This window comes from Leptolyngbya sp. GGD (assembly GCF_026735145.1).
GTDB lineage: Bacteria > Cyanobacteriota > Cyanobacteriia > Leptolyngbyales > Leptolyngbyaceae > Leptolyngbya > Leptolyngbya boryana.
The window spans coordinates 409,198-434,517 of record NZ_JAPQKE010000002.1 but is presented as its reverse complement, the minus strand read 5'-3'; the positions used below and the strand labels follow the sequence as shown (position 1 = coordinate 434,517).

General features: G+C 47.8%; 25 protein-coding genes. 12 read left to right on the top strand and 13 right to left on the bottom strand.

The features are described 5' to 3' along the window. Positions 1 to 278: 278 nt before the first annotated feature. Entirely contained in the window at positions 279 to 626 is a 348-nt protein-coding gene (locus tag OU814_RS11020) for a DUF4870 domain-containing protein (RefSeq protein WP_190651443.1), read from the bottom strand. A gap of 116 nt (positions 627 to 742) precedes the next feature. Between OU814_RS11020 and prfC the strand changes: the two genes are divergently transcribed. The 6 genes from prfC (at position 743) to OU814_RS10990 (ending at position 8,915) form a co-directional block, all read left to right on the top strand. Next, positions 743 to 2,371 carry a peptide chain release factor 3 gene (prfC, locus tag OU814_RS11015; RefSeq protein WP_017286007.1) on the top strand — a complete coding sequence of 543 codons (1,629 nt, stop codon included), beginning with the start codon at positions 743 to 745 and terminating at the stop codon, positions 2,369 to 2,371. 137 nt (positions 2,372 to 2,508) lie between these two features. Next, on the top strand, positions 2,509 to 4,698 hold the full coding sequence (locus OU814_RS11010) for a zinc metalloprotease HtpX (RefSeq protein WP_268182725.1): 2,190 nt from the start codon (positions 2,509 to 2,511) through the stop codon (positions 4,696 to 4,698). A gap of 77 nt (positions 4,699 to 4,775) precedes the next feature. Beyond that, positions 4,776 to 4,946, top strand: coding sequence for a hypothetical protein (locus tag OU814_RS11005; RefSeq protein ID WP_154660819.1), 171 nt, complete (start codon positions 4,776 to 4,778; stop codon positions 4,944 to 4,946). Between the two features lie 314 nt (positions 4,947 to 5,260). Next, a complete protein-coding gene (locus OU814_RS11000; RefSeq protein ID WP_017286004.1) occupies positions 5,261 to 5,716 on the top strand; it encodes an RNA recognition motif domain-containing protein in 456 nt (151 codons plus the stop codon). 100 nt (positions 5,717 to 5,816) lie between these two features. Next, the gene (locus OU814_RS10995) at positions 5,817 to 6,695 is read left to right on the top strand and encodes a hypothetical protein (RefSeq protein WP_268182721.1); all 879 of its coding nucleotides are present in this window, start codon (positions 5,817 to 5,819) and stop codon (positions 6,693 to 6,695) included. A gap of 396 nt (positions 6,696 to 7,091) precedes the next feature. Next, the gene (locus OU814_RS10990) at positions 7,092 to 8,915 is read left to right on the top strand and encodes a ShlB/FhaC/HecB family hemolysin secretion/activation protein (RefSeq protein WP_017286001.1); all 1,824 of its coding nucleotides are present in this window, start codon (positions 7,092 to 7,094) and stop codon (positions 8,913 to 8,915) included. Positions 8,916 to 9,055: 140 nt separating this feature from the next. On the opposite strand, the gene OU814_RS10985 is transcribed toward OU814_RS10990, so the two are convergent. The 5 genes from OU814_RS10985 to OU814_RS10965 form a co-directional block, all read right to left on the bottom strand. Next, positions 9,056 to 10,492: a hypothetical protein gene (locus tag OU814_RS10985; protein ID WP_268182718.1), complete on the bottom strand. Its 1,437-nt coding sequence runs from the start codon at positions 10,490 to 10,492 to the stop codon at positions 9,056 to 9,058. 95 nt (positions 10,493 to 10,587) lie between these two features. Further along, positions 10,588 to 10,728, bottom strand: a complete 141-nt coding sequence (locus OU814_RS10980; protein WP_190651583.1) for a DUF433 domain-containing protein — start codon at positions 10,726 to 10,728, stop codon at positions 10,588 to 10,590. A gap of 54 nt (positions 10,729 to 10,782) precedes the next feature. Continuing rightward, a complete protein-coding gene (locus tag OU814_RS10975) occupies positions 10,783 to 11,880 on the bottom strand; it encodes a tetratricopeptide repeat protein (protein ID WP_268182714.1) in 1,098 nt (365 codons plus the stop codon). Between the two features lie 24 nt (positions 11,881 to 11,904). Continuing rightward, entirely contained in the window at positions 11,905 to 12,618 is a 714-nt protein-coding gene (locus OU814_RS10970) for a 16S rRNA (uracil(1498)-N(3))-methyltransferase (RefSeq protein WP_268182712.1), read from the bottom strand. Between the two features lie 67 nt (positions 12,619 to 12,685). Then, positions 12,686 to 14,026, bottom strand: coding sequence for an NAD(P)/FAD-dependent oxidoreductase (locus OU814_RS10965; RefSeq protein ID WP_268182710.1), 1,341 nt, complete (start codon positions 14,024 to 14,026; stop codon positions 12,686 to 12,688). A 384-nt stretch (positions 14,027 to 14,410) separates the two neighbouring features. On the opposite strand from OU814_RS10965, the gene OU814_RS10960 reads away from it, so the two are divergent. From OU814_RS10960 to OU814_RS10950, 3 genes are all read left to right on the top strand, one after another. Then, positions 14,411 to 14,698: a YiaA/YiaB family inner membrane protein gene (locus OU814_RS10960; protein ID WP_017285994.1), complete on the top strand. Its 288-nt coding sequence runs from the start codon at positions 14,411 to 14,413 to the stop codon at positions 14,696 to 14,698. Between the two features lie 117 nt (positions 14,699 to 14,815). Next, positions 14,816 to 17,083: a PBP1A family penicillin-binding protein gene (locus OU814_RS10955; RefSeq protein WP_190651456.1), complete on the top strand. Its 2,268-nt coding sequence runs from the start codon at positions 14,816 to 14,818 to the stop codon at positions 17,081 to 17,083. Between the two features lie 415 nt (positions 17,084 to 17,498). After that, positions 17,499 to 17,771, top strand: coding sequence for a hypothetical protein (locus OU814_RS10950; protein WP_144056127.1), 273 nt, complete (start codon positions 17,499 to 17,501; stop codon positions 17,769 to 17,771). Here OU814_RS10950 and OU814_RS10945 read toward each other — a convergent pair. Continuing rightward, on the bottom strand, positions 17,764 to 18,234 hold the full coding sequence (locus OU814_RS10945) for an ureidoglycolate lyase (protein ID WP_017285991.1): 471 nt from the start codon (positions 18,232 to 18,234) through the stop codon (positions 17,764 to 17,766). The genes OU814_RS10950 and OU814_RS10945 overlap by 8 nt on opposite strands. A gap of 104 nt (positions 18,235 to 18,338) precedes the next feature. On the opposite strand from OU814_RS10945, the gene OU814_RS10940 reads away from it, so the two are divergent. Continuing rightward, positions 18,339 to 18,779 carry a hypothetical protein gene (locus OU814_RS10940; RefSeq protein ID WP_017285990.1) on the top strand — a complete coding sequence of 147 codons (441 nt, stop codon included), beginning with the start codon at positions 18,339 to 18,341 and terminating at the stop codon, positions 18,777 to 18,779. Here OU814_RS10940 and tsaB read toward each other — a convergent pair. From tsaB to OU814_RS10920, 4 genes are all read right to left on the bottom strand, one after another. Beyond that, the gene (gene tsaB / locus OU814_RS10935; RefSeq protein WP_190651459.1) at positions 18,776 to 19,375 is read right to left on the bottom strand and encodes a tRNA (adenosine(37)-N6)-threonylcarbamoyltransferase complex dimerization subunit type 1 TsaB; all 600 of its coding nucleotides are present in this window, start codon (positions 19,373 to 19,375) and stop codon (positions 18,776 to 18,778) included. The genes OU814_RS10940 and tsaB overlap by 4 nt on opposite strands. Positions 19,376 to 19,505: 130 nt before the next feature. Then, positions 19,506 to 19,814: a DUF3593 domain-containing protein gene (locus OU814_RS10930; protein ID WP_017285988.1), complete on the bottom strand. Its 309-nt coding sequence runs from the start codon at positions 19,812 to 19,814 to the stop codon at positions 19,506 to 19,508. Continuing rightward, positions 19,811 to 20,116, bottom strand: coding sequence for a DUF2499 domain-containing protein (locus tag OU814_RS10925; protein ID WP_017285987.1), 306 nt, complete (start codon positions 20,114 to 20,116; stop codon positions 19,811 to 19,813). Before OU814_RS10925 ends, OU814_RS10930 begins: the two co-directional genes overlap by 4 nt. A 51-nt stretch (positions 20,117 to 20,167) precedes the next feature. Beyond that, the gene (locus OU814_RS10920) at positions 20,168 to 20,740 is read right to left on the bottom strand and encodes a Uma2 family endonuclease (protein ID WP_268182701.1); all 573 of its coding nucleotides are present in this window, start codon (positions 20,738 to 20,740) and stop codon (positions 20,168 to 20,170) included. A gap of 258 nt (positions 20,741 to 20,998) precedes the next feature. Between OU814_RS10920 and csaB the strand changes: the two genes are divergently transcribed. Next, positions 20,999 to 22,048, top strand: a complete 1,050-nt coding sequence (gene csaB / locus OU814_RS10915) for a polysaccharide pyruvyl transferase CsaB (RefSeq protein ID WP_268182698.1) — start codon at positions 20,999 to 21,001, stop codon at positions 22,046 to 22,048. Here csaB and OU814_RS10910 read toward each other — a convergent pair. Next, the gene (locus OU814_RS10910; RefSeq protein WP_268182695.1) at positions 22,028 to 23,614 is read right to left on the bottom strand and encodes a glucose-6-phosphate isomerase; all 1,587 of its coding nucleotides are present in this window, start codon (positions 23,612 to 23,614) and stop codon (positions 22,028 to 22,030) included. The genes csaB and OU814_RS10910 overlap by 21 nt on opposite strands. A 112-nt stretch (positions 23,615 to 23,726) precedes the next feature. Next, positions 23,727 to 24,686 carry a M48 family metallopeptidase gene (locus OU814_RS10905; protein ID WP_017285983.1) on the bottom strand — a complete coding sequence of 320 codons (960 nt, stop codon included), beginning with the start codon at positions 24,684 to 24,686 and terminating at the stop codon, positions 23,727 to 23,729. Between the two features lie 7 nt (positions 24,687 to 24,693). Between OU814_RS10905 and OU814_RS10900 the strand changes: the two genes are divergently transcribed. Beyond that, positions 24,694 to 25,314: a chromophore lyase CpcT/CpeT gene (locus tag OU814_RS10900; RefSeq protein ID WP_268182693.1), complete on the top strand. Its 621-nt coding sequence runs from the start codon at positions 24,694 to 24,696 to the stop codon at positions 25,312 to 25,314. Positions 25,315 to 25,320: the final 6 nt, after the last annotated feature.

The window sequence follows — 25,320 nt, the reverse complement described above, 5'->3', positions numbered from 1 at the left end:
TCCCTCCCGCTGCTGAGAGTTTCCACACGAAATTTTGCCCCAACCAGGGTAGACGAACCGCTCGAACACTTTAGCCACCGTATTTCTCAACCCTCAAATAGGCTTTGAGCAAGATCGCCTCTACGTGCGATCGCGCTTAAAATTTACTCGTCTCTGACAAGCTCAATCCTGAGTGGTAGATTTCCTGAACCCTGGCGACTATTTTATGGGGAAAGCTCCGAGATTAAACGGTCGGTTTCATCAAGCTTTCACAAAGTAAATGCAAAGCGTACGTAAAGTTACAGCAGTCTTAAGATAAATGGATATCTATACGGTTGTTCAGGTCGCTCAATCACCTTGACGATCGCCAAAATCGGAAACAGCCAGCTACAGATCAAAAGTCCAATGCCGATGACCATCGCAATCGGGATACCAATAACGGTGGCAGCGAGCACCCCTGCTAAAATCCCATATGCGTATAAATTGATATGAAAATTCAGTGCTTCACGGGCATTATCCTTAATTACCCAGTCGTCCGTAATGAGCAAAATCGCGATAGGAATCCCGATGGAAACGAGGGTGGCACTAAAGAAAATTGATCCGTGACACAGTGCGGAGAGAAGTTTTTGTTGTCCGATGGATTGCATGAGGAGAATCAAACTCGATGCTTTTGAATCTAGCGACAATCCCACCGAATTTGTTGTTAGCTTTAAGATATCGTTATGAATTGGGATTGCCCGCACTCTAACTCTGAGCCACTAGCATGTCGATCGAACTTCAGTCCGAATTGCAGGAAGCCGTAGAACGGCGACGAAATTTTGCGATTATTTCTCACCCCGACGCTGGGAAAACGACGCTGACCGAAAAGCTGTTGCTGTATGGAGGTGCGATTCATGAAGCGGGTGCGGTGAAGGCTCGTCGTGCCCAACGTCATGCGACTTCAGACTGGATGGCGATGGAGCAACAACGGGGTATTTCGATCACCTCAACTGTGCTGCAATTTGAATATCAGCAGTGTCAAATTAATCTGCTCGATACGCCAGGACACCAAGATTTTAGTGAAGATACTTACCGTACTTTAGCGGCGGCAGATAATGCCGTGATGTTGATCGACGCAGCTAAAGGTCTAGAACCGCAGACGCGCAAGTTGTTTGAAGTTTGTCGAATGCGATCGCTGCCGATCTTTACCTTTGTCAATAAGCTCGATCGTCCGGGTCGGAGTCCGATTGAACTGATGGACGAAATCGAGCAAGAACTGGGGATGCAAACCTATGCTGTGAATTACCCAATCGGCATGGGCGATCAATTTAAAGGAGTATTCGATCGACGATCGCGCAAGATCCATTTATTCGAGCGCAGCAAACATGGGAGCCGTGAAGCGGTCGATACTGTTATCGATTTGGGCGATCCGAATATTGAGGATCTGCTAGAGAAAGATCTGTATTACCAATTCAAAGACGAACTGGAATTAGTCGAAGAAATTGGGTCTGAATTTGACCTAGAAGCAATTCACAAAGGGCAAATGACGCCGCTCTTTTTCGGAAGTGCCATGACGAATTTTGGGGTTGAACTATTCTTGAATTCGTTCTTAGATTACGCTTTGAAGCCCGGTGGACATACGAGCACAAAAGGTGAAATTGAACCCACTTATCCGGAGTTCTCGGGTTTTGTCTTCAAGCTGCAAGCGAATATGGATCCGAAACACCGAGATCGCGTTGCCTTTGTGCGAGTCTGTTCGGGCAAGTTTGAAAAAGATATGGTCGTCAGCCATGCTCGAACTGGAAAAACCGTGCGATTGTCTCGTCCTCAAAAGCTATTTGCTCAAGATCGAGAAGTCATCGAAGAGGCATATCCAGGTGATGTGATTGGTTTAAATAATCCCGGCGTTTTCGCGATCGGTGACACGATTTATAACGGTCAAAAGCTCGAATACGAAGGGATTCCTTGCTTTTCGCCAGAATTATTTGCGTATTTGAGAAATCCCAACCCGTCGAAGTTCAAGCAATTCCGCAAAGGAGTGTCAGAACTGCGGGAAGAAGGAGCCGTTCAGATCATGTATTCCGCCGATGAAGCAAAACGAGATCCCATTCTCGCAGCTGTCGGACAACTTCAAATGGAAGTCGTGCAATTCAGATTGCAGAATGAATACGGCGTGGAGACAACGGTTGAATATTTGCCCTACACGGTTGCTCGCTGGGTAGAGGGTGGCTGGGAAGCGCTCGAAAAAGTCGGGCGAATTTTCAATACGGTCACGGTGAAAGACAGTTGGCAGCGTCCTGTGTTGCTGTTCCGCAATGAATGGAATTGTCAGCAGTTGCAAGGCGATCATCCGGAGTTGAAATTGAGTGCGATCGCGCCTGTGGTGTCGGGGCAGCAACCTGTGGAGATTTAGTAGGGAGTAGGAAGTGGGGAGTGGGGGGAATGTTCCCTACTCCCCACTCCCCACCCCTTCATCTGACTAAGCCACGAGCCGAAATTTAAATTTTTACCTGGGTACTCTAAGAACGCTGTATTTTAGGGAATCCTACTATGTCTTCTTTTCCGGAATCGGCTTCTCGTTTAGAAGGGCTAGAAGCAGGATTGGCAGCGCTTCAGAGCGAAAATTACCCAGGCGCGATCGCGCAACTTTCAGAATTTCTGGCATCTGCATCGGATCTCGATCAACCTGATGCGTTAAAGGCGCGAATTGGCATCATTCGAGCCAAAATCCAGAGTGGACAGACCGAAAGCGCGATCGCACTCTGTCAAGAACTTCAGCACAGCCAGAACGAACAAGCACGGGCTTGGGCAACTCAAACGATCGCTAAACTCACGCCTGTCGAAACAGGATTTGTTCCGATCGAGCCGAAACAGAAAACGCGGCGAAAACGAGTGCAGCAAGCTCAGCCGATTCAGCAAGTTCAGCCGATTCAGGAAACCCAGGAATCTAGCAGCGCATCGTCTCAAGCCGCGCTGGCTCAACCCGAAAAAACTCAGCATGTTTGGCAAAATGCCGGACGCGCACAACGCTGGCAACCCTTGCGCCGCCTGAATCCTGCTCGCCTGCAATGGGCAGAAATGGGCGCAGTTGTGATGCTTTTTCTCACACTCTACGGTATCTGGTCAGCCGCGATCGCAGCGTCTTGGTTTTGGTTTCGGGTGCAGCGATGGTTAAATCTGAGTCCACTCATTCCAGAGGGCGAAGTTCCTGCACTAGGCTTAGGTTTGAGTCTCGTCATTGCCTTCATTGCCTCCCCGTGGATTTTAGATGCGATTCTGAAGCAGTTTTATGGACTCAAGCCTCTGTCTACTGCTGCACTGACTCGTTATAGTGCGGAATCTTACCGATTACTTCAACGCTTTTCTCAACAGCAAAAAGTTCCGATTCCAAAACTCGGGATTTTGCCAACTCAAGCGCCAATCTCTTTTACTTATGGCTGTTTTCCTAAATTCGCTCAAATTGTCGTGAGTCAAGGATTATTCGACAGTTTAACCGAAGAAGAAATTGCTGCAATTTATGGATATGAATTAAGTCATATTGCTCAATGGGATTTTATCTGGATGTCGCTGATTGCAGTTGCGCTACAAATTCCTTACATTTTGTATCAACAGTGCGCGATCGCGAGCGATTCACTGAAAGCTATTCGGATTCAAAATGCTTTTTTAACTAAATTTTTTCAAGTTTTAAGTGCGGTAGCTTCGATCATTTCTGCACTTTCATATGGATTCTTTTCGCTTTTTCGTTACTCAGGATTGTGGCTATCTAGACAACGAATTGTCTATAGCGATCGCCAAGCTTGCAATTTAACGGGCAATCCAAATGCATTAGCTCGCGCCCTAGTCAAAATTGCGATCGCGACTGACGAAACAATTCAGCACGAAAAGCAAACTCCTGCTGTGCTAGAAAGCTTTGAGTTACTTAGTCCAATCAGCTATCGCAGCGCTACTACACTCGCCAGCTTATTCAAGCATCTTCCGATCTCTACCCTATTTCAATGGGAACAAGCGAATCGAAATCGCATTGAACTTATGCTGAATCAGTCCCATTCGCTCTTGGGAATTCGCCTCAATCAACTCATGAATTATTGTCAGGAATGGCACATCACACCCGAGTTTGAAATTGATTCTTCTGTCGTCGAGAATCGCAAGCGAAATCTTGTTGAGCTTGCACCTTGGTTAGGACTGATGCTCGGCAATGCGATCGCACTACTCTTATGGAGTATTGCTTATCTCCTCCATAGCCGTGGCATTTATCAACTCAATTGGCTTGCGAGTGACTATAGCTTATTTACTGCCTTTTCACTCATCGGCTTCGGTCTAGGAATGCTAGTGCGATTTAATCGATTTTTTCCTGAATCTCAGACCGAACAAACTCATCTCATTCGCTTTCTGACTCAGCCAACGCTCACTCCAATTGATAGCCCGAAAATTCGTCTTGAAGGAAGATTAATCGGGCGTACTGGCACTCGCAATCAACTTGGACAAGATCTAATTTTGCAAACTGAATCCGGTTTAATTCCCTTGAATTACTGCTCGCAATTTGGCGCGATCGGCAATCTCTTCTATCGGTTTCCAATCGGACAACCTGTAGTTGTGACGGGCTGGCTGCGTCGGAATGCCACGCCTTCGGTTGACGTTGAAACACTGCATAGTGGATCGCTCTTGCGAAGCGGGCATCAAACCTGGTCAGTTGCGATCGCAATGACGACGATTCTACTTGGACTGCTGCAAATTCTGTAAAGAATTGTTGCAATTCTTCGGCAAAACTGTTACATTTCGTAGCAAGGAGTTCAACTCGCCGAATGTGGCTAGGTCGAATGCAAAATCGACCCTTCAAACTCTCGGTAACAGGTTTTCTCCTCCCAACACAGCAAGCTGAACCAGTCGATCGTTTCAATCGGCTGGTTTTTAATATGGAGCAGTCCGGCACAATCTACCAAGAAGGCATAGAACTCAAGAGGGAAATTGCAGCATCTACTCGAATCTGACAGACGAGCATGATACCTTTAAGAGTGGCGCATCTCCTGAAGGGACACAGTAACCTTGTTACTGATCCTGTAATCCTCTAGTGATCACTAAGCCTACTGAGTGCGATCGGTTATTCCTAAACTTTCCGGGTTCAGTTTGAATCCCATCGGAAGAGGTTTTCGGTAAGATCGTAACTTGCGGCAAAGTTGGCTGCGGGAGGTAACGGAAATGTCATTCAGCCGTATCCTTCGCCCATCACGGCAGAGTGTTAGTTTAGATGAATGTTGCCCTAGCGCTCTCTTAATTCGGATTCCAAGTCTGGAGGTGTCTCGATATGTCAGTTCGTTTATATGTGGGTAATTTACCCGAAGATTTAAGCCGTCAAGACCTCGAAGCTGCATTTGCGGATGCAGGGGAAGGCGTTACGGCAAAGCTGATCACCGATCGTAAAACGGGTAAATGTCGTGGCTTCGGCTTCGTCACCGTCAAAACTGATGAGTTGGCAGATCAATTCATCGAGAAATACAACGGAGTCAGCATCAAAGACAACGCGATCAAAATTGAGAAAGCGTTGCCTCGTACCAAAGATAAGGCAGATGAACCTGAAGCAGCAGCTTCAAATGCTGGTGGATCTTCGGCAAAACGCAGTAAAGGCGGCAATAACAATAACAAAGCTCGCCGTTCGACGACTCCTGCTGGCGATTCGGATTCGGTTCAACCTGATCCACGTTGGGCACAAGAGTTGGAAAAACTCAAACAGATGTTGGCGACTCAAGCTACCAACTCTTAAGTCAGTGACGCTGATCCAGGATTAGCGTCATTTCTTCTTGCGTTTCAATCGCTTCTGGGCGGGAATTCTAAAGCCTGTATTGGTTTGGTTTTAGCTTGAAATGAAGCGTTTGAACGATCGTGCATTTAACCTCCTCCAGACCGAAATTCGTCGGTGTCTTGGTGCTAATGGGATTGGGCAAGTTCAAGCTGAACTTGCCCTTCGTCGTTTGGAAAAGCTGCGCCAACAAACTGGCAGTCCTGTGATGGAATCAGAGTTACAAGCTGCGATCAGTGATTTGATTCCTCAAGCGAATCCGAAAGTTTTCTCTCAAGCAGCCAAGATTAATCGTCCTGCCTCTAAATTTTGGGCGAGACTGAAGTTTGGAACGGCGTTGCTCGTATTGGGTGCAGGGACGGTCGGCGTTGCCAATTTACCGATTCCGGGGATTCGGAATGTCGTTTTGAAAGGGGCTCCGTTTTTACTAGCGCCGACTCACATGTCGATGCATCATCACTATCGAAGTGCGATCGCGCTCATCGAGCAGGCAGATCAACTGGTGAACCAAGCCACTGCGTTTGAAGATCACGAATTCGGGGCTGAAAAAGTCAAAGCTGCACAGACGCATTTAGATCAATTGCCAGTTTCACTGCTAGAAGATCCGGAGGATTACTGTAATGCGGCAGGATGTAGTTTTACGACGGATGAGTTTCGAGTAGCCCGTCAAACGGTCGCTCGCATGGAGGCAAAGCTATTTCAGGAGAAGAATGCTCAGACTCGGTTTGAGCAGAGTAATCAGAGGTTAGCTGAGTCGATTCGGATGATCGATAATGGCGCGTTAGGCAACGATCGAGCCAGAGCCTTAGCAGATTGGCGATCAGCAATCGATGCATTAGATCAATTGCCGAAAACGACTTTGGCAGGTCGGCTAGCTCAAAATAAAATCACTGCGCTGGAACGGGATTTTCGGGCGATTGTGGGATCAAATCCAAAGAATTGAATTCCAATTCATTGCGTTGACTTTGGAATGTTTGAGGAATTTCAGGATTTAAAGCCGCCTCGAAGCGAAATTACCCGTATACGACGACTGTAACTCGTTGGTCAACGAAAATCTTCGATCGTGGATCAATCTTCGCCCTAAAAATCAGATTCGTCTTCGGGTAAAACATCATCGCTGCCCCCGAAATTTCCTAAAAAACTTACAAAATATTACACAGTTAAACCTTCCACCGTTCGACTCAGGAAGGTTTTCTAGTGGTATAGACTTCCTGCCGATGAGGATTTGTGGAATCGATCGTAGCGTAAAAGCCTTGAGTTGATTTCCGACTTTTATTCCTGGGAATACTACTTCTATCCCGGTAACAGCTTCGCCGTCGATCATCTTTAGGTTACTACTATGTCTTCCCAATCCCCCTGGACGCTTGCTTCTTTGAATTTTCTGGGCGTACTGACTTTGGCAGGTTTAAGCTTCCAAGATATTGCTCTGGCAAATGTACCGGATAGCCTTGCCGTTTACGTTGGTAACGTAGCATCCCGCCCTAGAAATCTTGAAAAGCTTAAAGCTGAGATTCCTGCTGAAGGTTCGACCGAATCCAAATCTTCGACTGCACCTTCAACTACATCTTCGACTGAATCCGAAACTACATCTTCAACTACATCCTCATCAGAATTGTCGGCTCCTGAAGTGCTCCCTGCACCCAAGCTTCCAGAGCTAGAATCGACCGAAACTGCAACTGCAACTTTCCGAGTCGATCGCTTTGACATCACAGGCAGCACAATCTTCAAACCCGAAGATTTCCAATCCGCAACAGCTCCTTATGTCGGGCGAGATCTTACCTTTACGGATCTGCTCCAAGCACGAGCAGCCATCACCAAGCTCTATACGGATCGCGGATACACTACCACTGGCGCATTGATCGAACCCCAAACAATGGAAGACGGGGTTGTCAAGGTGCAAGTTGTGGAAGGGACGCTCGAAGATGTCAAAGTCAATGGAAACCACCGATTAAACGCAGACTACATTCGCAAGCGAATTCAGCTTGGTGCAGGTGCGCCGCTTAATGTTGCTCGCTTGCTCGAAAATCTTCAGCAGCTTCGTCTCGATCCACGAATCAGTAACGTTTCTGCGGATTTACAATCGGGAGTTCGCCCGGGCACAAACTTACTGCAAGTAGATGTCCAAGAGGCAGATAGTTTTAGCGTTAGCACTTCATTTGATAATGGTCGCTCTCCTAGTGTTGGCAGTTTCCGCCGTAAGTTAGAACTGCGAGAAGGTAATCTACTAGGTTTCGGTGATGCGCTGACGTTTGGCTACTCTAATACGCGAGGCAGTAATACGATCGATTTAAACTATACAGTCCCAGTCAATGCCCGGAATGGGGCACTCTGGTTTAGCTATGGCTCCGGTCGTAACAATGTGATTGAAGAACCTTTTAGTGTTCTTGATATTCAATCAAAATCGCGATATTACGAATTTGGGTTTCGTCAACCGTTGCTTCAACGTCCTACTAAAGATTTAGCGATCGGATTGGTTTTCTCTCGTCAAGAAAGCCAAACAGAACTCGGGTTAGATGGCATCGGTGGCTTTCCACTGTCTCCGGGTGCAGACTCAGAGGGACGCACGAAAGTTTCTGCACTGCGATTTTTCCAGGAGTATACACAGCGGAGTACGCAGCATGTATTTGCGTTGCGATCGCAGTTTAGCTTAGGACTCAACTGGCTGAATGCGACCGTGAACGAGAACGCTCCTGATAGTCGCTTCTTTTCGTGGCGGGGGCAAGGTCAATGGCTGAGACAAGTTGCACCTGAAACCTTGTTCTTAGTTCGGGGTGATGTGCAACTTTCGGGCGATTCGATGCTACCGCTGGAGCAGTTTGGCTTGGGTGGGCAAATGACGGTGCGCGGCTTCCGTCAAGATGCACTGTTAACGGATAGTGGGGCATTGTTGTCGGCTGAGTTTCGGTTTCCGATTGCCCGATCGCGTAATCTCGGAACTTTCCAACTGGCTCCTTTCATTGATTTAGGCACAGGCTGGAACATTGGCAGCGCAAATCCTGAATCCAATACGCTCTTAGGTGCAGGGCTAGGATTGATTTGGCGACAGAGCGATCGTATGTCGGTTCGACTGGATTGGGGGATTCCAATTACGTCTTCTGGGGGCGATAAGCGATCGCTACAAGAGAAAGGACTCTACTTCTCAGTTAACTATACTCCGTTCTAATTTGCCTCAAAGCCTAATCTCTGAAGATTAGGCTTTTTTTAAGTGAATCGCTGTTTGCAGATATACAACTGAGAACGCCTCTATCACCGTCAGGGAGTAGAGGCGTTTAGCAAAGAAGTCAAGACTTATACTTCGCAAATTTAGAAGAGTTCAGCTTTGAATTTCTCATTGATTCGATCAATAATTTCTGCCTCTTCAGCAGTGACCACACCGTCTAGCTGAGCAATTTTCTGACATTGCGCGAGCAGAGAAACAGCAAAATCCTGATTGACTTGATCAAGCAAAGTCTCTAGAGAAGGTGGAGAGTGTAAATTGGCTGCGATCGCTTCTAACGAAGCGGGACTAAAATTCATTTGCTTCAGGTCTGGAAAAATCTGTTGCCAGGTTGTGTTCGACTGCCCAGCAACCATTAGATGCACCAAAATCTGATCCATGATGACTTCTTGAGCCATCGCGCCTTTTAGATATGCTTCACCTGCGGATTGAAAGTCTTCTAATGTTGGTGGCAGGGCTGTTTGACTAATTTTTGCCTCATAAAACTGACAGGCTGCATGACCTAACGCATAAAGCATCACGGCATTGCTGCTTGCTCCGATCGCTGCTCCCGCAACGGGTACATTCCGCAGCAAACCTAATCCAGCTTTAATCGCATGTTGTCCACCAAGTGCTAACCCGAAAATCGTTACAACTTCACCTTTTCGTTCCGATGCCTTCAGATCCATTCCATATGCACAGGCTATCTGATAGACCATCTCCGCTTGCAAAGCCATGGTTGCTGCTAAATCGACAACAAAGACCGCAGCTGCGGCTCCAGGTACTAAGCTACTGGCTAAGCCTGTGCCCCCAGCGTAGATTGATTTCTCTACTATGATTCGATGAGCAATGTTGTAAGGCTTTTCGTTTGGATATTTCTCTTTGAGATGTGCAACGTGCGCCTCTGCTCGGACAACATCGACTTGGCTAATGGATGCCAGCACCAAATCCATCTTTAACACTTTGGTTGCTTCTTTCAGCAAAGGGCTATCACTCACGACATCAACGAGATAGCCCACACTTGCTGGAGCTTGCATGACTGTATTGGCGATCGCGCCACCTGCCCCAACTGCGCCAGTTGCTATCGCTTGCCCGGTTTGAGTTGCCGCATTCCCAATCGCCCCTGCGGTTCCAACCACTGCTCCAGTTACGCTTCCTCCGACTTGGGTCGCTGTTTCAGTGACAGCACTTGCTGCACTTGCGATCGCGCCAAACATTGATCCAAACATTGAAGTGCTGGGTTTTGAAGCGATCTGAAATTCTTCCTGCCAGTCAGGAAACTCTTCGTCTGCTTGCTTGCCAAAAACTTTGACGATCGCAATCTCAGAATTCTGCAATTTTGTAATCTCTTGACGAATGAATTCTACTGATGTCTTCTGATCAGGAGACTGTGTGCCTTCAAGAACAATCTTTAAACAACGATCTTTCAATACTGTCTTTGCTTCAATCTGTTGTGGGTGAAGATGCTGATTGATCAGAGTTGCAATTGCCGTAGTTGTATCACCTTGTTGGGCAAGTGCTGTCAGGTTGGATTGGGAATTCATAATCGCAGTTTCTGCATGATTTTCTCAAAATTCCCTCATTACGTTTTTCTATAACGTAATCCCAGTCTTTGTTATAGAGAGTTAGACAGTAGGTGTTAATGGTTAATGTTGAGTGCTTCTCGATCGAGATAAATTGCCAGTAGCTCAATGACCCGACGAACAGTAAGGCGGAGATTACGAATGCAGGGTTGTCCATTCATCCGCTTCGGATTACTGGTAATACGATCTAACTTCATGGGAAGCGCCGCAATGGTTCATTATTATCTTAGCTTTTAGTTTTGTCACACACTCTATCGGTTAGCATCACGGTTAAAAGCGAGACTGCTATAGAGATGAAAGGCTGAACTCCAAAGGGCGTGATCGTACTCTTGCACATGAGCAGGCAACCTTTCGAGCAACATTGGAAACTCGATCGCGGTTTCTCCAAAGCTACTAAAATCTGCCCATAACGGCTGTTTGAGAAGCTGCTCATTTAGGAAGTTTTTCAAGCTATTCCAGTGCTGGCGATTCATCGCTTGATCAAGTTCGATCGTGGCATCTCCCATCGCGCCAAATTCGATCCCTTGATCAAACTGATAGCGCCAATCACACATGCGCAGAATACAACGACGCTTTGGTAGATGCAGATCATACACTTGCAGATAGTCCAACGTTTCTGCTTTACTCCGTCGTTTAACTTCTCTGCCTGGGATGACATCGGTTACATTTTCTAGGATGGGTAACTGTCCCTCAACTCGCTGACTCACTTCTGACCAATCAAAGCTCAGTGAGCCTAGTTGTCCTTGCTGATTTTGACAAACCACGATCGCTTGAGGCGCATAGTCTTCAAAATACTGCACTTCAAAGACTGAAACCTGTTGTAAATCGACCTCAGTTACGCAGAATGCCGGAATATTCGCGGTTCTGAGTTGTTCGGTGTAGAGATTCATTTCTCCGATCGCACCTAAGCGATAAATCTTCCAGCCGCGATTTGGTAGGTGCAATCGAGCCGTGTACACATCCAAATTCATGATTTGAGCCAGAGCTTTTGCCGCTTGAGCACGAATTTCCGGCGCGATCGCTTCAAGAATCAATAAGCCCGGTTCTGTATTTTGAGGATCAGATTTGGCGGCCGCGATCGCTTGCTGGCGTTTGACTTGTAGTCGAGCTTCAATGCGTTGCAGTCCTTGCCGTGCGTGAGACACAATTTTCGGATGTGTGACACTTTTCAAAAGCTGTTGGTAAATTGCTGTTGCATTTTCAAAATGTTCTGACACTTCGTACAAACGCGCTTTGTAGATATGCCCCCAAGGGTTTTGAGGTGATTCTTTGAGGAATTCTTTTAGCAAACGAGCGGCAAGATTGTAATCTCGACGATCGAACGCCGCAGCAATTTGATCCAGCGACATACATTAATGCGAAAATCTGCTCTTCTAGTCTTCACTCGCAGCGCGGCTTTCTACCATTCCGGCAATCAGAGAAAGGGCTGTGACCGGAGCCGTGACTGCTCTTAAAATGCGTTTTCCTAATGTGACAGGCTGATATTGTTTTGCGATCGCCAGTTCAATTTCTTGCGCTGTCCAACCTCCTTCACAGCCGATCGCGATCATGACCGATTTGCCCAACTCACAATTGAGTAAATGCTGAGAGGAGCCGCGCTCGGCACAGAGATATTTTGAATCGGCTGGCAGATCTAATGCGGTTTTGAAGGGCAACGGTTCTAAAATCGTGGGCACAATTTGCCGCTCGGATTGTTCAGCAGCTTCTTGAGCAATGCGCCGCCAGCGATCGAGTTTATTACCACTGGGATTGAGTAACGTGCGATCGCTGATCACGGGCACAATACAGCTTACGCCTAGCTCAGTCACTTGCCGAACTACGTCATCAAATCCGGTTTTCGGCAGAGCTAACATTAATGTGACCGAGACTGTTAGTTCTGATGATGCGTGGATTGATTCAATCAATGTGGCTTGATCTGATTCTAGAATGGCAGCCCAAGTTTGACCTTTGCCATCGAGTGCAATAAAGCGATCGCCATTTTTCAATCTCAACACGCGTTGAAGATAGTGCTGCTGTTCTGAAGATAAAGCAACGATTGAACCTTTGACCTGAGATTCAACAATCACGAGCCTTTGGAGTTGGGACATCTGAACAAACACAAAAAAACAGGCACAGGGTTAAAACCGAGTGCCTGTTTATTATCAATCGATCGGGTTACACCTCGACCGGAGTTTCTTGTCTGGGTCTTGCAGGTGGAGCTTCTATAGGTGCTGGAACCCCTCCTGTAATAATCCGCGCCCCGCGTGCCCGAGTGATATAGTTCCATGCCCACTGAATCATCACGACGAGCTTATTATCAAACTCGATCAGGAAGTAAACGTGTGCCACAATCCAAATAAACCAGGCGATGAATCCCGACAGGTGGAATCCGCCGACATTCGCAACGGCTTTATTCTGTGCAATGACTGCAAGGCTGCCCAAGTCTTGGTATTTAAACACGGGTAGTGCTTTGTTTTCGACTCGCGCCTTGATCAATTTCGCAACAAATTTTCCTGCCTGCATTGCGACGGGGGCAATCCCAGGCAACGGTTTGCCTTCTGAATCTGCCCAGTGTGCTAAATCGCCAATCACGAAGATATTTGGATGATTCGGAACACTCATATCCGGCTCAACCATCACCCGACCAGCGCGATCGAGTGATGCCCCAGTCCGATCAGAAATCACTCGACCTACGCCTGAGGCTTTCACCCCAGCCGCCCAAATGATCGTCTTGGCAGAAATCACTTCCCGCTCGTCGTTGTATTCCAACGTCACGGTTTCGCCATCGATGTTGATCACCTTGGTCTTCGTCCGCACCGTTACCCCTAGTTTTTCAAGGGATTCAGCCGCTTTGACCGACAAATCAGCCGGATACGGAGGCAAGACTCGATCCAAGCCTTCAACGAGCAGAATTTGAGCTTCTGTCGTATCGATGCTCCGAAAATCATTCTTCAGCGTTTCTTTTGCAAGTTCTGCGATCGCGCCTGCAATCTCAACTCCGGTTGGACCCGCACCCACGACCATAAAGGTCAGCAGTGATCGGCGCTTTTCGGGATCAGTCTCTTTCTCGGCTGCTTCAAATGCCGAGAAAATCCGGCGACGCATTTCGACTGCATCTTCGACCGTCTTCAAACCCGGTGCATCGTCTTTCCATTGGTCATTGCCAAAGTAGTGATGGCTTGCACCCGTTGCCACGATTAAGCTGTCGTAAGGAATCGTGCCACGTCGAGTCACAACTTGATGATTCTCAGGATCAATATCGATCGCTTCTTCCATCAAAACGCGAGCATTTTTCTGGCGGCTGAGCACAGAGCGCAGCGGTGAAGAAATGTCCGCTGGCGAAAGTGTCCCAGTCGCAACTTGATAGAGGAGCGGTTGGAACAGATGAAAATTGCGTTTATCAATGAGCGTTACTTCAACATCGGCGCGGTTGAGGCTTTGAGCGGCATATAAGCCCCCAAATCCACCCCCGATAATAACCACACGATGCTTGGGCGGTGTTGTCACAGGTTCCATAGGTTGTCAACAATGCTGATGTGGGAAGGCAGTTACGTAAAGCGCACTCTGAACGGCAGAAACAATCCGAAGAGCCAAAAATCCGTAATAAAAACGTGTGTCTAACTCATCGATCGCTGTCCCTCGCTCCTCGTTCAAAAATGCCCGATCTCTACTCAAGTGTAATTAGCCCGTTCGTAAATTTGTGACAAATTGTAACTGAAATTGGGATATTTTACTATTTCGTCACAATGTCTTGATGATTCGAGTCGCTTCTTTCATCTTCTACGGACTTCTTAAGGCGAAACAGGACGAATTAGAGAGTGTCCTATTTTTTATCCTACGTATCCGAATTAAACACTACCGTTAGAGACATCAAAACCGTTCTTGAATTTAGAGGTCACCATGCAAAAGTATGATAGTTCCACTCAAGCTCACAGTAGCGCTTGGATTTTTCAGTCTTGGGCATCGTTTGTGATTTCACTGTCAGCGACGACGATCGGGATTTGTTATCTCCCAGTCGATGGCTGGGTCAAAGGCTACATCGGTATGGGAACGATCTTTACAGTGGCATCGACGTTTAGTGTGGCAAAGACGACTCGCGATATGCACGAAGCGAAACGAATCATTTCACGAGTCGATGAAGCGAAATTAGAACGAATGTTAGCGGAACACGATCCCTTCAATAAGTAGTTAAGTAGGAAATAGAGGAAGAGAGTTGGAAAAGTGGGAGGCAGTTTTCCCCCACTCCCCACTCCCCACTCCCTACTTTGACTAGAATATTGTCAGTTCTTACCGATCCCGCCCCGCATGACTCAACCGCCTCTGCCCCCTCGCCGTTCCCAAACCGTCCTCGGCACGCTCACTCAAGCTGTGAAGACCACCTTCACGCGGATCGACTTTTCTAAGCTGAAGTTGAAGCCAAATGCGCGAGTGCCAGAGCTGTTGATTCAAGATGCTGACGCTCCAAAAGCACAAGTTTTTCCGCTTTTGGGCGATCGCTATACGGTGGGGCGCAGTTCTAAGTCTTGCGATATTGTGGTGCGCAATCCCGTGGTCAGCCAAGTTCATGCGGTGATTAAGCGCGATCGCAAACGGAAATTTTTAGGATTGCCTACACGATCGAGATTTGTGATTCGCGATGAAGGGTCAACGAATGGCATGTATCGCGGCAAACGCAAGCTAAAATCGACGATTCTTTACAACGGAGACATTATTACGCTTGGACCGCCTGAACTTGAGGCAGCCGTTCGAGTGCAATATAAAGACCCCTTACCCTGGTATCTGAAAGCCGTTCGATATGGACTATTTGGGGTGAGTGGGCTGAGCGCGATCGCAACGTTAGCGATCGCCTTTGAGTGGCAAAGATTTTCTGTCTATCCGTTGCCCGAATCGGTTCAAGGACCAGTCGTGGTGAATTCGCGAGATGGTCAACCTTTGCGGACACCAAGAACCGATCGACATATTGAAATTCAAAATCTCTCGGAGTTTTCACCCTACTTGCCGAGAGCCGTTATGGCGTCTGAAGATTCTCGCTATTACTGGCATTTTGGGGTCGATCCGATCGGGACACTTCGCGCGGTCGTTACGAACGTTCGAGGCGGCGAGATTCGAGAAGGCGGAAGTACGATCACTCAGCAACTTGCGAGAAGTGTTTTTCCAGATTACGTGGGACGGCAAGATTCGGCGGCTCGGAAGATTCGAGAAGCGATCGTCTCACTCAAACTCGAAACCGTTTATAGCAAAAACTTTCTGCTCAGAATGTATTTGAACCGAGTTTATCTGGGCAGCGGGATTTACGGATTTGAAGATGCGGCTCAGTTCTACTTTGGTAAAGCGTCTAAAGATTTAACGTTATCCGAAGCAGCCACACTGGTGGGAATTTTGCCTGCGCCGAACAGTTTTAACCCAGTGACCAACTACAAAGCGGCAGTTGAATATCGCGATCGCGTGTTGGAACGGATGGCACAACAAGGCATGGTGTCTCAAGAAGAAGCCGATCGTGCTCGTCGATCTCGGATCGAAATTAGTCCAAAAGCACGGCAAGAATTGCAGGGATCAATTGCGCCTTATTTCTACAGTGCAGTGTTTGATGAACTGGATTCTTTGCTCGGCGGACGATTGGCAAGAGAGGGGAATTTCATTGTTGAAACCGGACTCGATCGTAAAATGCAAGCCGCTGCTGAGCGCAGTCTAAAAAATAGCGTTGAAACGAACGGAGCGAGTGCTGGATATTCTCAAGGCGCAGTGGTGACGATCGATGCGAAAACCGGAGCAGTCCTGGCACTGGTCGGCGGTGTGGATTATCAAGAAAGTCAATTTAACCGCGTGACTCAAGCCCTACGTCAACCCGGATCAACCTTCAAAATTTTTGCTTACGCCGCTGCCCTAGAACAAGGGATTTCTCCCGGAACCACCTACTCTTGTGCGCCTCTAAACTGGGGAGGACAGACTTTTGCGGGATGTTCAGGCGGTGGGGATTTCTATACGGGTATGGCTCAATCGTTGAATGTTGTTGCGCTGCGAGTCGCTCAAGATGTGGGCTTAGATAAAGTCGTGCAGATGGCACAGCGTATGGGCGTGCAATCTACCCTAAAAGCCGTTCCAGGTTTAGTCTTAGGGCAGAGTGAAACGACTCCTTTAGAAATGACCAGCGCGTTTGGAGTCTTGGCAAACGAAGGCGTTCGGAATCGTCCGCATACGATTAAACGCATTATCGATAGTGGGGATTGCCAAAATCGTCAAGATATTTCGACGTGTCGCGTGATTTATCAGGCGGATCAAGATAGTGAGAATAATGCACAAGTGATCCAGCCTGAAGTCGCGAACACGATGACAACCTTGCTGCGGGGCGTGGTGCAATCAGGCACGGGGCGCAGTGCGGCGATCGGGCTTGGCGAAGTGGGCAAAACGGGAACCACCAACGACAACAAAGATCTCTGGTTTATTGGCTATGTCCCCAGTCAGAAGATTGTCACGGGGGTTTGGCTCGGAAACGACGATAATAAGCCGACTGACGGAAATAGTGGCTTAGCGGCAAAACTCTGGGGCGATTACATGCGACAAGTTGTACGGTGAAATTTTCATAGGCTGAAAGGAGGATCGATCGCAAGATCAGGATGTTCCGAAGTGTTCGGGGGTCGCGTCCATGCTCATTTCAGCTTCACGAATCTTGAATTGGATAGCTCCGAAGAAATACGGACAGATAAATTTCATCTATTGGCGATTTAGTCAATTGTGTAGAGAAATCGCCATCTGAATCTGAAATTGGCTCAATCTCAGGCACTTTTTAATTATTATTTCAGTAGAAAAACCTCTACCTGAAGGTAGATTGTCTAAAAACTTTGTGAAACCTTTAATGTTGTCAAGTGTGAAAACACTGGCTCTCCCCTACTACCAGACTGAGATGACTAAGATCAGGGCGCAAGTTCAATCATTTTTGTCGATCGACACCTTGTCCGAATCGTGTGATTCCCAATTTTTTTGTGAAACTATGACATCCTCCCTTTTAAGTAAAATTCCACCTGAGCGAGTCGGTCTGACTGGCGAATATGACCACAGTGGTTTAGCAAAACGAGTTTTACAGGCTTTTCAAGCTGAATTTTCTTCTGAGGAGCTAGAAGGTGTCAGAGTCACGCAACGCGGCAAGATTGTGGTTCTGCTCGGGAGTGTGGCAGACGATCACATGCTGGCGAGATTGGTCTGGATTGCTCTGCGAGCCGAGGGCGCGATCGGGGTTGAAACGACCGGAATTCGGCTCAAATAATCTCAAATTCAGTTCCATAGGTCGATTTCAAATCGCAGGTGTCGTGATCGACGAGATTGGTGTCGCTAAGTTCGAGATTGTAAAAGTCAACGACATCGCTATCGAAGTAAGGTCCGGCATGCCAGGTTCCGAGATCGAGCTTGATGAAGCAATTGCCGGGAATTCGGAAGGCAGTCAGATCTGCGATCGCGGGTGCAGCGGCTTCAGATGGAGGTGCGACGGCGATTAGCCATTCTCTGCCTTCTAAAGCGCCGAGACACTGCGTGCATTGCTGATGACGGGTGATTTTATGAAACGTTCTCCCCCGATGCTGCAATCGCATAATGTAGAACCGGGGGATGCCATTTTGCAGGTGAAGTTGGGCATCTTCTCGATCGAAAGTTTTGCCATCGACAGAGGCTTGAATCACTTGTCCAAAGGGGCGGAAGCTTTCAGGGGTAATCAGATTTGCTTGAAGCTGCATTGATCTCTTTCCAACGGTTTATGGTGAACCTTTCTTGGGATTGACGATCGAGGGAATTCATTCCTTCTAGGATTCATACGTCGTCAATGTTGAGGATATGACTGATGAATAGATTAAACCGAGTTGTGCGCGAAATTCGCCGAATTGTATTGGTGATTTTTATTGTAGGAATTGCTGTGATTGCACCGATGCAGGCAGCTCATGCAGCCGATCCATCCTATTCTCCAGGTGCGCCGGATAGCCCCAGTGCTAAGCAAAGAACGATCTATGAAGGGAAAGGGGCATCGAGTGCTGAGGCTCAACCGGGCGCAAAGCAAATGATGCAGAAGATCAATCGCGACTTGGATAGCAATAACAGCGATCGTCCTAAAACGACGGGTGAATGGAATCGCGAAGCTCGTGAAACTGAGGGTAATCTTGGACAACGGGTGAAGCGGATTGCTGAGGAAACGAAGGAAGCCGTGAAAGATTTCGGACAAGTGTATCCGGATACGGCAGAGCGCAGTGGCGATGCATTGCAAGAGAGTCTCGATCGCTCGAACTAATTTGCTTTGATTGCAACTGGATGTTGACCGTAGTGGGGGAGCGCTTCTGACCAATGGGGGCGCTCCCCTTTTTGCCACTGTTGCAGCGCGATCGCTAAGATTCCCTCAACATACTGCCCTTGTTCTGAACCGACCTCAATTCGGCGATCGATGGAATGCTGATCCAGAGCATCTCTCCATTGCTCAGTTGTCATCACGGCATCCGATTGAATTGCTTCGCCATTTCGGTAGATTGCTGTGTGGAGTTCACCTCGCTGAGCAGGCATCTGTAGCGCGATCGTGCCTGTGTGACCTGATGCAACGGCTGCCAAACTCGAAACCCCGAACAGGGGAATTTCTAACTGTTGGGCTAAAGTGCGAGCTAGCACTACACCGATTCGAGTTCCCGTAAAGCCTCCCGGCCCGATCGCCACGGCAATAAAGGCTAAATCTTGCCAGGTTTGAGGGGCGAGAAATTCGACTAGATGGGTGTGTAATAGACTTGATAGGTCGCGTCCTAGGGGTTGAACCGACAATCGAGATTCACCTGAGAGAGAAGCGATCGCGAGTCCTAAATCAGGACTACTGGTATGAATTGCAAGGGCAAAGTTTGGCATAAGGGAAGGGATGGATCAATCGAGAGAATGCGTTGCGACTTCGTTCCACACTCGCTTCAGTAAAGAATGTTCGGCTTCAGTAGCTTTCGTAGGTTGAGCGAAGTCAGAACCTCATGCCTACGAACTGGTTTTAATTCGACTCTTCTTGAACGGGTGGCTTTTTCGCAATCAAAGCTTGGCGAAATCCCAAAACCACTAAAATGTTTGACAACGTGAGAAAAGACTCTGCACTGCCATGTAGCCAATCTACATCTGCAAGCTGCTTGCCGTAATGAATCTTGGCATAAATTCCTGCCGGAATTGTGATCGCAACAAATACAAGTGTCATGTAAAAGCCAATCAGGGCGAGTCGAGGCGTTTTACCCGATCGCGTTAAAAACCACAAAAACCCCAAGTAGGGAAACAGCGACATTGCAAAAAGCGTTTCTTTAGAAATCATGATTCCGAATTTTGAGTAGAGCGCCAAATCCACCAGCCCGCTGCACAACAGGTACAGTTTCCAACGACGGTCATCGCTGCTTGAAGGGTAACGAGCCAATCGAGCGCAGGTGGATTGTCAAAGAAATGCCAGGTACAAGCGCACATTGCGCTGACGAGTGCAGGCAACATTCCAAAAGAGAGCGATCGCCAAACCAAATCGCCACTTACTTCGGCATATCGCCAAATCAGCCAAATCGCTGCAATCCATTCGATGACGCTGGAAACGTGAATAATCCAAGTAGGAATTGAGAGAGCCGTCATAGTAGAGTGAGAGACACTCGTTCAATTCTAGAGGTTTCGAGCCTCGCTAATTTAAGAAATTGCGAGTTTCAGCCAGCTAAACAAATCGCCGACGGTTAGCTGCAAGTTTGACATAAAAGCAGGAACGGGTAGCAAATGTTCTGGTTCCTGAAGAAAGTCGGGTTGTTGACCGGATGGATAGGCAAAAACTGATTTCAATTTGGGATCAATGAGCCAACCCATTTTGCAGCCAAACTTCAGACAGTGCAAAATATTTGCTGTGACCTTCGATTGATTTTGGTCGGGAGAAAGAATCTCAATCGTCCAATCAGGAGCAGCATTGAACGTGTTCGCAATATCTCCTTCCTCATCCAAAGGAATTCGATTCCAAGTAAAGACTGCAATATCAGGCACGATTGAGCGGTCTCCAAAGGTGCAGCGTAGTTCTGGAAGTGCTAATGCCATCTGGTCTGATTCAGCAATGGAGTTGATCTCTGTCACGAGTTTCCCTTGTAGTTTGCTGTGCTTTCCTTGTGGTATGGGCTTTTGCACCAATTGACCTTGAAGATATTCGGTGGCAGGCTTGGTTTCTGGAAGCCGCAAAAACTCTGCTAACGTTAGCGCTTTGTCAGAAATCTGCACCATCGTCAATTCCCCAACGTGCTGATGATTTGGAATATTGCATCATCATAGCGATTCCGACGATCGCTAACCCAGGAATGAACGGGTCGATTGCTTCGCTGCATCATTTCCATGAGGGCAACGACTTTTTGATGGTGCAGAAGACGACTTGATTGGGCTGGAGAGATGAATCATCCAAATAATCCAAGTGGGAATTGAGAGAGCCGTCATAAAAGTCGTAAAGTGATCCTGTCTAATTCTAGAAGCTCTTAGGCTCCGAATATGCGTGTTGTTTTATGCGGCTACTATGGCATGGGAAATGCTGGAGATGAAGCCTTGCTCGCTTCGCTTCTGCAACTTCTCCCGAAACAGGTTGAGCCGATCGTGCTTTCCGGCGATCCGGCTCAGACGCGCGATCGCTACGGTGTCGAAAGCTGTCATCGCAAATCTTTTCCAGAGGTCTTCAGCGCATTACGACGATCGCAAGCCTTTATCTGGGGCGGCGGCAGTCTGATGCAGGATTCAACCAGTGCAATGAACCCCATCTATTACGGTGGTTTGATGCGCTTAGCGCAGTTCATGGGGTTGAAAACGATCGCTTGGGCACAGGGAATTGGGCCGCTTCAGCGATCGTGGGTCAAAGGTTTTACAAAATCGACGTTTCAACGTTGCACAAAAGTCAGCGTTCGAGATCAGGCTTCGGCTGCTTTATTGAATCAGTGGCAAATTCCTTTCACTCTTGCGCCTGATCCCGTTTGGGCAATGGAATCGACTCCAGTTGAGGGCTTATGGAATTTACCTGCGCCGCGAGTAGCAGTGAATTTGCGATCGCACAAACATCTCACGCCAGAGCGAATTGCAGTTTTCACCCGTGCATTGATTGATTTTCAAAAAGCGACGCAGACGTGTCTATTACTTCTGCCGTTTCAAGCGAGCCAAGATTTTGCCCTCGCTCAATCGCTGCATGAAGCACTTCCCGAAGTCAGTCATGTTTTGCAGATCAAACACCCGCAAGAATTAAAAGGCGTGTTTCGAGGCGTGGAAATGACGATCGCGATGCGACTACATGCCTTGATCATGGCAGCGTCAGAAGGCTGTCGCTGTTTTGGACTAAGCTACGACCCGAAAGTGACTCAACTCATGAGCGATCTAGAGATGGCAGGATGTGCGATCGCAGGATTGCCAACCGAGCCGAATGAGTTGAGTCGCCTATGGATTGAGCTGTATGCCAATGGCGACTCACTCTCAGATGACCAGATTCATTCCTTAGTCGATCGGGCTTTCTTGCATCAAACTATTCTTGAAGAAGTGTTAGGTGGCGCTGACCGTTAGGCTTCCCGGTTTCGCAGGATCACCATGAAGGGTAATGCCGCGATCGTTCGCCGCTAAATGCCGCACAATTTTGTAAACGGATTCAACATCATCCGGTACACCTGCATTGAGTGCCAAAGTTGCAAGTGGAATTGGTGTGTTCTCTTTTTTGAGGGCTTCCATCACCTTGCTTTGAACATCCAAAACAACCGCAGCAGCTTTCTTACCTGCTTCTACACCCGGTTGATGGTACGAATTGATATTGACTAAAAATCCGTATAAACCCACAGCCCGATCGTATAACGCGATCAATGCTCCAACCATTCGAGGAGTCACTTCTGGAATCGTTAAAGTGATGGAATCCCGTTCATTTTCATACAAAGCTTTACGAGTTCCTTGGAGCAATCCAGAAAGATAATCGCCCGAAGTAACACCGGGTTCAACTTCGATCGAAGCACTCGATCGATCTTTCAAAACTTCAATAAAGGTGAGAAAGAAATTCGGCACACCCTCCCGCAGTTGTTGAACATAAGCGTGCTGATCGGTTGTGCCTTTGTTGCCATAGACTGCGATGCCTTGATGCACCACATTGCCATCGAGATCCTTTTCTTTGCCCAAGGATTCCATGACTAGCTGCTGAAGATAGCGGCTGAACAAGAGCAAGCTGTCTTTGTACGGCAAGACCACCATATCTTTTTTGCCTTTGCCATCGCCGGAAAAGTACCAGCAAAGCGCGAGCAGTGCCGCTGGATTGGATTTGAGATCAGGAATGCGCGTGGCGATATCCATTTCTTTCGCGCCTTCTAGCATTTCGTGAATGTTGATGCCTTGCAGAGCGGCTGGAACCAGCCCAACGGCTGAGAGTTCTGATGTTCGACCGCCCACCCAATCGTGCATCGGGAAGGTAGTGATCCAGCCTTCGGATTTTGCTAATTGGTCGAGATTGCTGCCTGTTCCGGTAATTGCGATCGCTTGCTTGCTAAAATCCAACCCTTTTTCTCGGAAGGCGTTCTGAACTTCTAGCATGCCGTTCCGAGGTTCTGGAGTGCCACCGGATTTAGAAATCACAACGACGAGGGTGGTGCTTAAGCGATCGCCCAATTTGGCTAAGACGCGATCGATTCCGGCGGGATCAGTGTTATCGATAAAATGGATTGCCATTGCAGGCGCATCCGCACTCAAGGCTTCGGCTACAAATTGAGGACCGAGCGCTGATCCCCCAATCCCGATCGATAAGACATCGGTAAATTTGGTGGCACTCGGGGGATGGATTGCACCAGAATGAACATCGTGCGTGAACGATTCGATTTGCTGAATCGTTTCGACGATATCTTTTTTCAGATCCGCATTCGGGGCAAGGTCGGAATTTCTCAGCCAGTAATGTCCGACCATACGATTTTCGTCTGGATTCGCGATCGCGCCTGCTTCGAGGTCTTTCATCTGAGCAAAAGCGTGCTCGAATTTTGGCAGCATCGTTTCTACAAAGCGATCGTCAAACCGCATTCGGCTGATATCGAGATAGAAGTCTAACCCCTCGTGATAATACAGCCAGTCTTGATAGCGTTGCCAAAGTGCAGAAGCAGTCATACCCGTAGCCCTCAATTTGTAGCTCTGATGATTAGTTTATAAGGGGTGGGGTGGTCAGGAGTAGACGATAGGGAAGATTTAAGGAAAATTGGGGAGTGGGGGAGAGAATTTTTTAGTCTGGTCGCTTCAAGCGATCGATTTCTCTTTGTAATTCTTCGATTTCGCGTTTCAGACGGTCGGCTTCTTCGGTTCGGGGTTCTGTTTCGACTGAACCTTCTGCGCCCACTCGCACATAATTGCCTTGCCGGATATTTTGGAATTCGGAAGAAGTTGCCCACTCTTGCAAAAAGCGAATCCGCTCGATCGTGAATGGATGTGATTGAAATACGCCGCTTGACAAATCGTTATAGAGCGAAAATTTATAGAATTGGTTCAGTTGATCCTCGTCTAAGGCTTGGTAGCGATCGCTCTGTTTGATCAATTCATCGAGGTTCATTTCGTGCGCATATTTTTTAGATCCGCCTGCTAGACGCATCATGCCTGTGAGAGTCAGGTTCAAATCGTCCATGACGAGAAGAGACGCACGATCGGCAGAAAGTTCTGCTTTTCTCAACCATTCATAAAATGCCATCAGTAAGCCTGTGCTAATCAGGCTGCTCAGTCCAAAGGTCAATTCGGACAGACCCGCGATCGCAAAATATGCCCAGGTTGCCATTTGCATCAGGGTGGTGTGTCCGCATTTTAAGTGCCCTAATTCGTGAGCGATCACCGATCGCAATTCTGTCTCACTCAATAAATCCAGCAATTCAGAATTCAACACGACACAAGGGCGTTCCTGTCCCAAGGCATAGGCGTTGACGACGGGCGATTGCGAGACGAACAAAGCGGGTTCTGGTGAAATGTCTAAACTTTGCAAGCATTCGCGAAAGATTTGGTAGACCGAAGAGAATTGTCTCGCTCCGACTTGAATCGAATTTCCCATCAAATAGATGTAGCGAGGACGTTCATAGATAAATTCAACAAATTTACGAGCGACGAGATCGAAACCGGGGACACGTCTCAAGGCATCTTCAGCTTGGCGATCGAGCGGATGACGAAAGGCTTCACTCGAAATTCCGGGATAGTTTGGCATAATAACTGTGCTAAGCGATCGTATTTATCGTAGCGAAATCGATCGAGAGAGAAACCAGGAAATTAACGTGCTTTCAACGCTGGCAGAGTACCTTGCAGGAGAATTTGACAATCGTGCTCAGGCGATTGAAAGTCCAATCTGGTTTGTGCATTTGCGACTATGGCAGCGTCGGGTCAAGCTTTTTACCGAAGATAGCTTCACGATTTTTGCGGAACAATCGAACGTTTTGAAATTGGATCAGCCTTATCGACAGCGATTGTTGAGATTGCAAGAAACCGCAGGTGCAATCACGGTTCAGTATTATCAATTTAAAGATCCAAGTTTAGTGCGAGGAGCCGGACAACACCCGGAACTTCTCGAAAGCTTGAGCGAATCGGAGATCGAACGACTTCCCGGGTGCGTTTTGCAGGTGAGTGAATCAGCGGGACGTTTTGTTGCGGCGGCACCGCCTGACACTTGCTGCAAGTTTTCGCTACAGGGCACTGTGATTCAAGTTTCCTTGGGATTTGAAGCGATGCGCGATCGCTTTTTGAGCTACGACAAAGGCATTAATCCCGAAACGCAACAGGCGATTTGGGGTGCATTAATGGGCGCATATGAGTTTGAAAAACTGCGATCGTATGAATGATCGCTC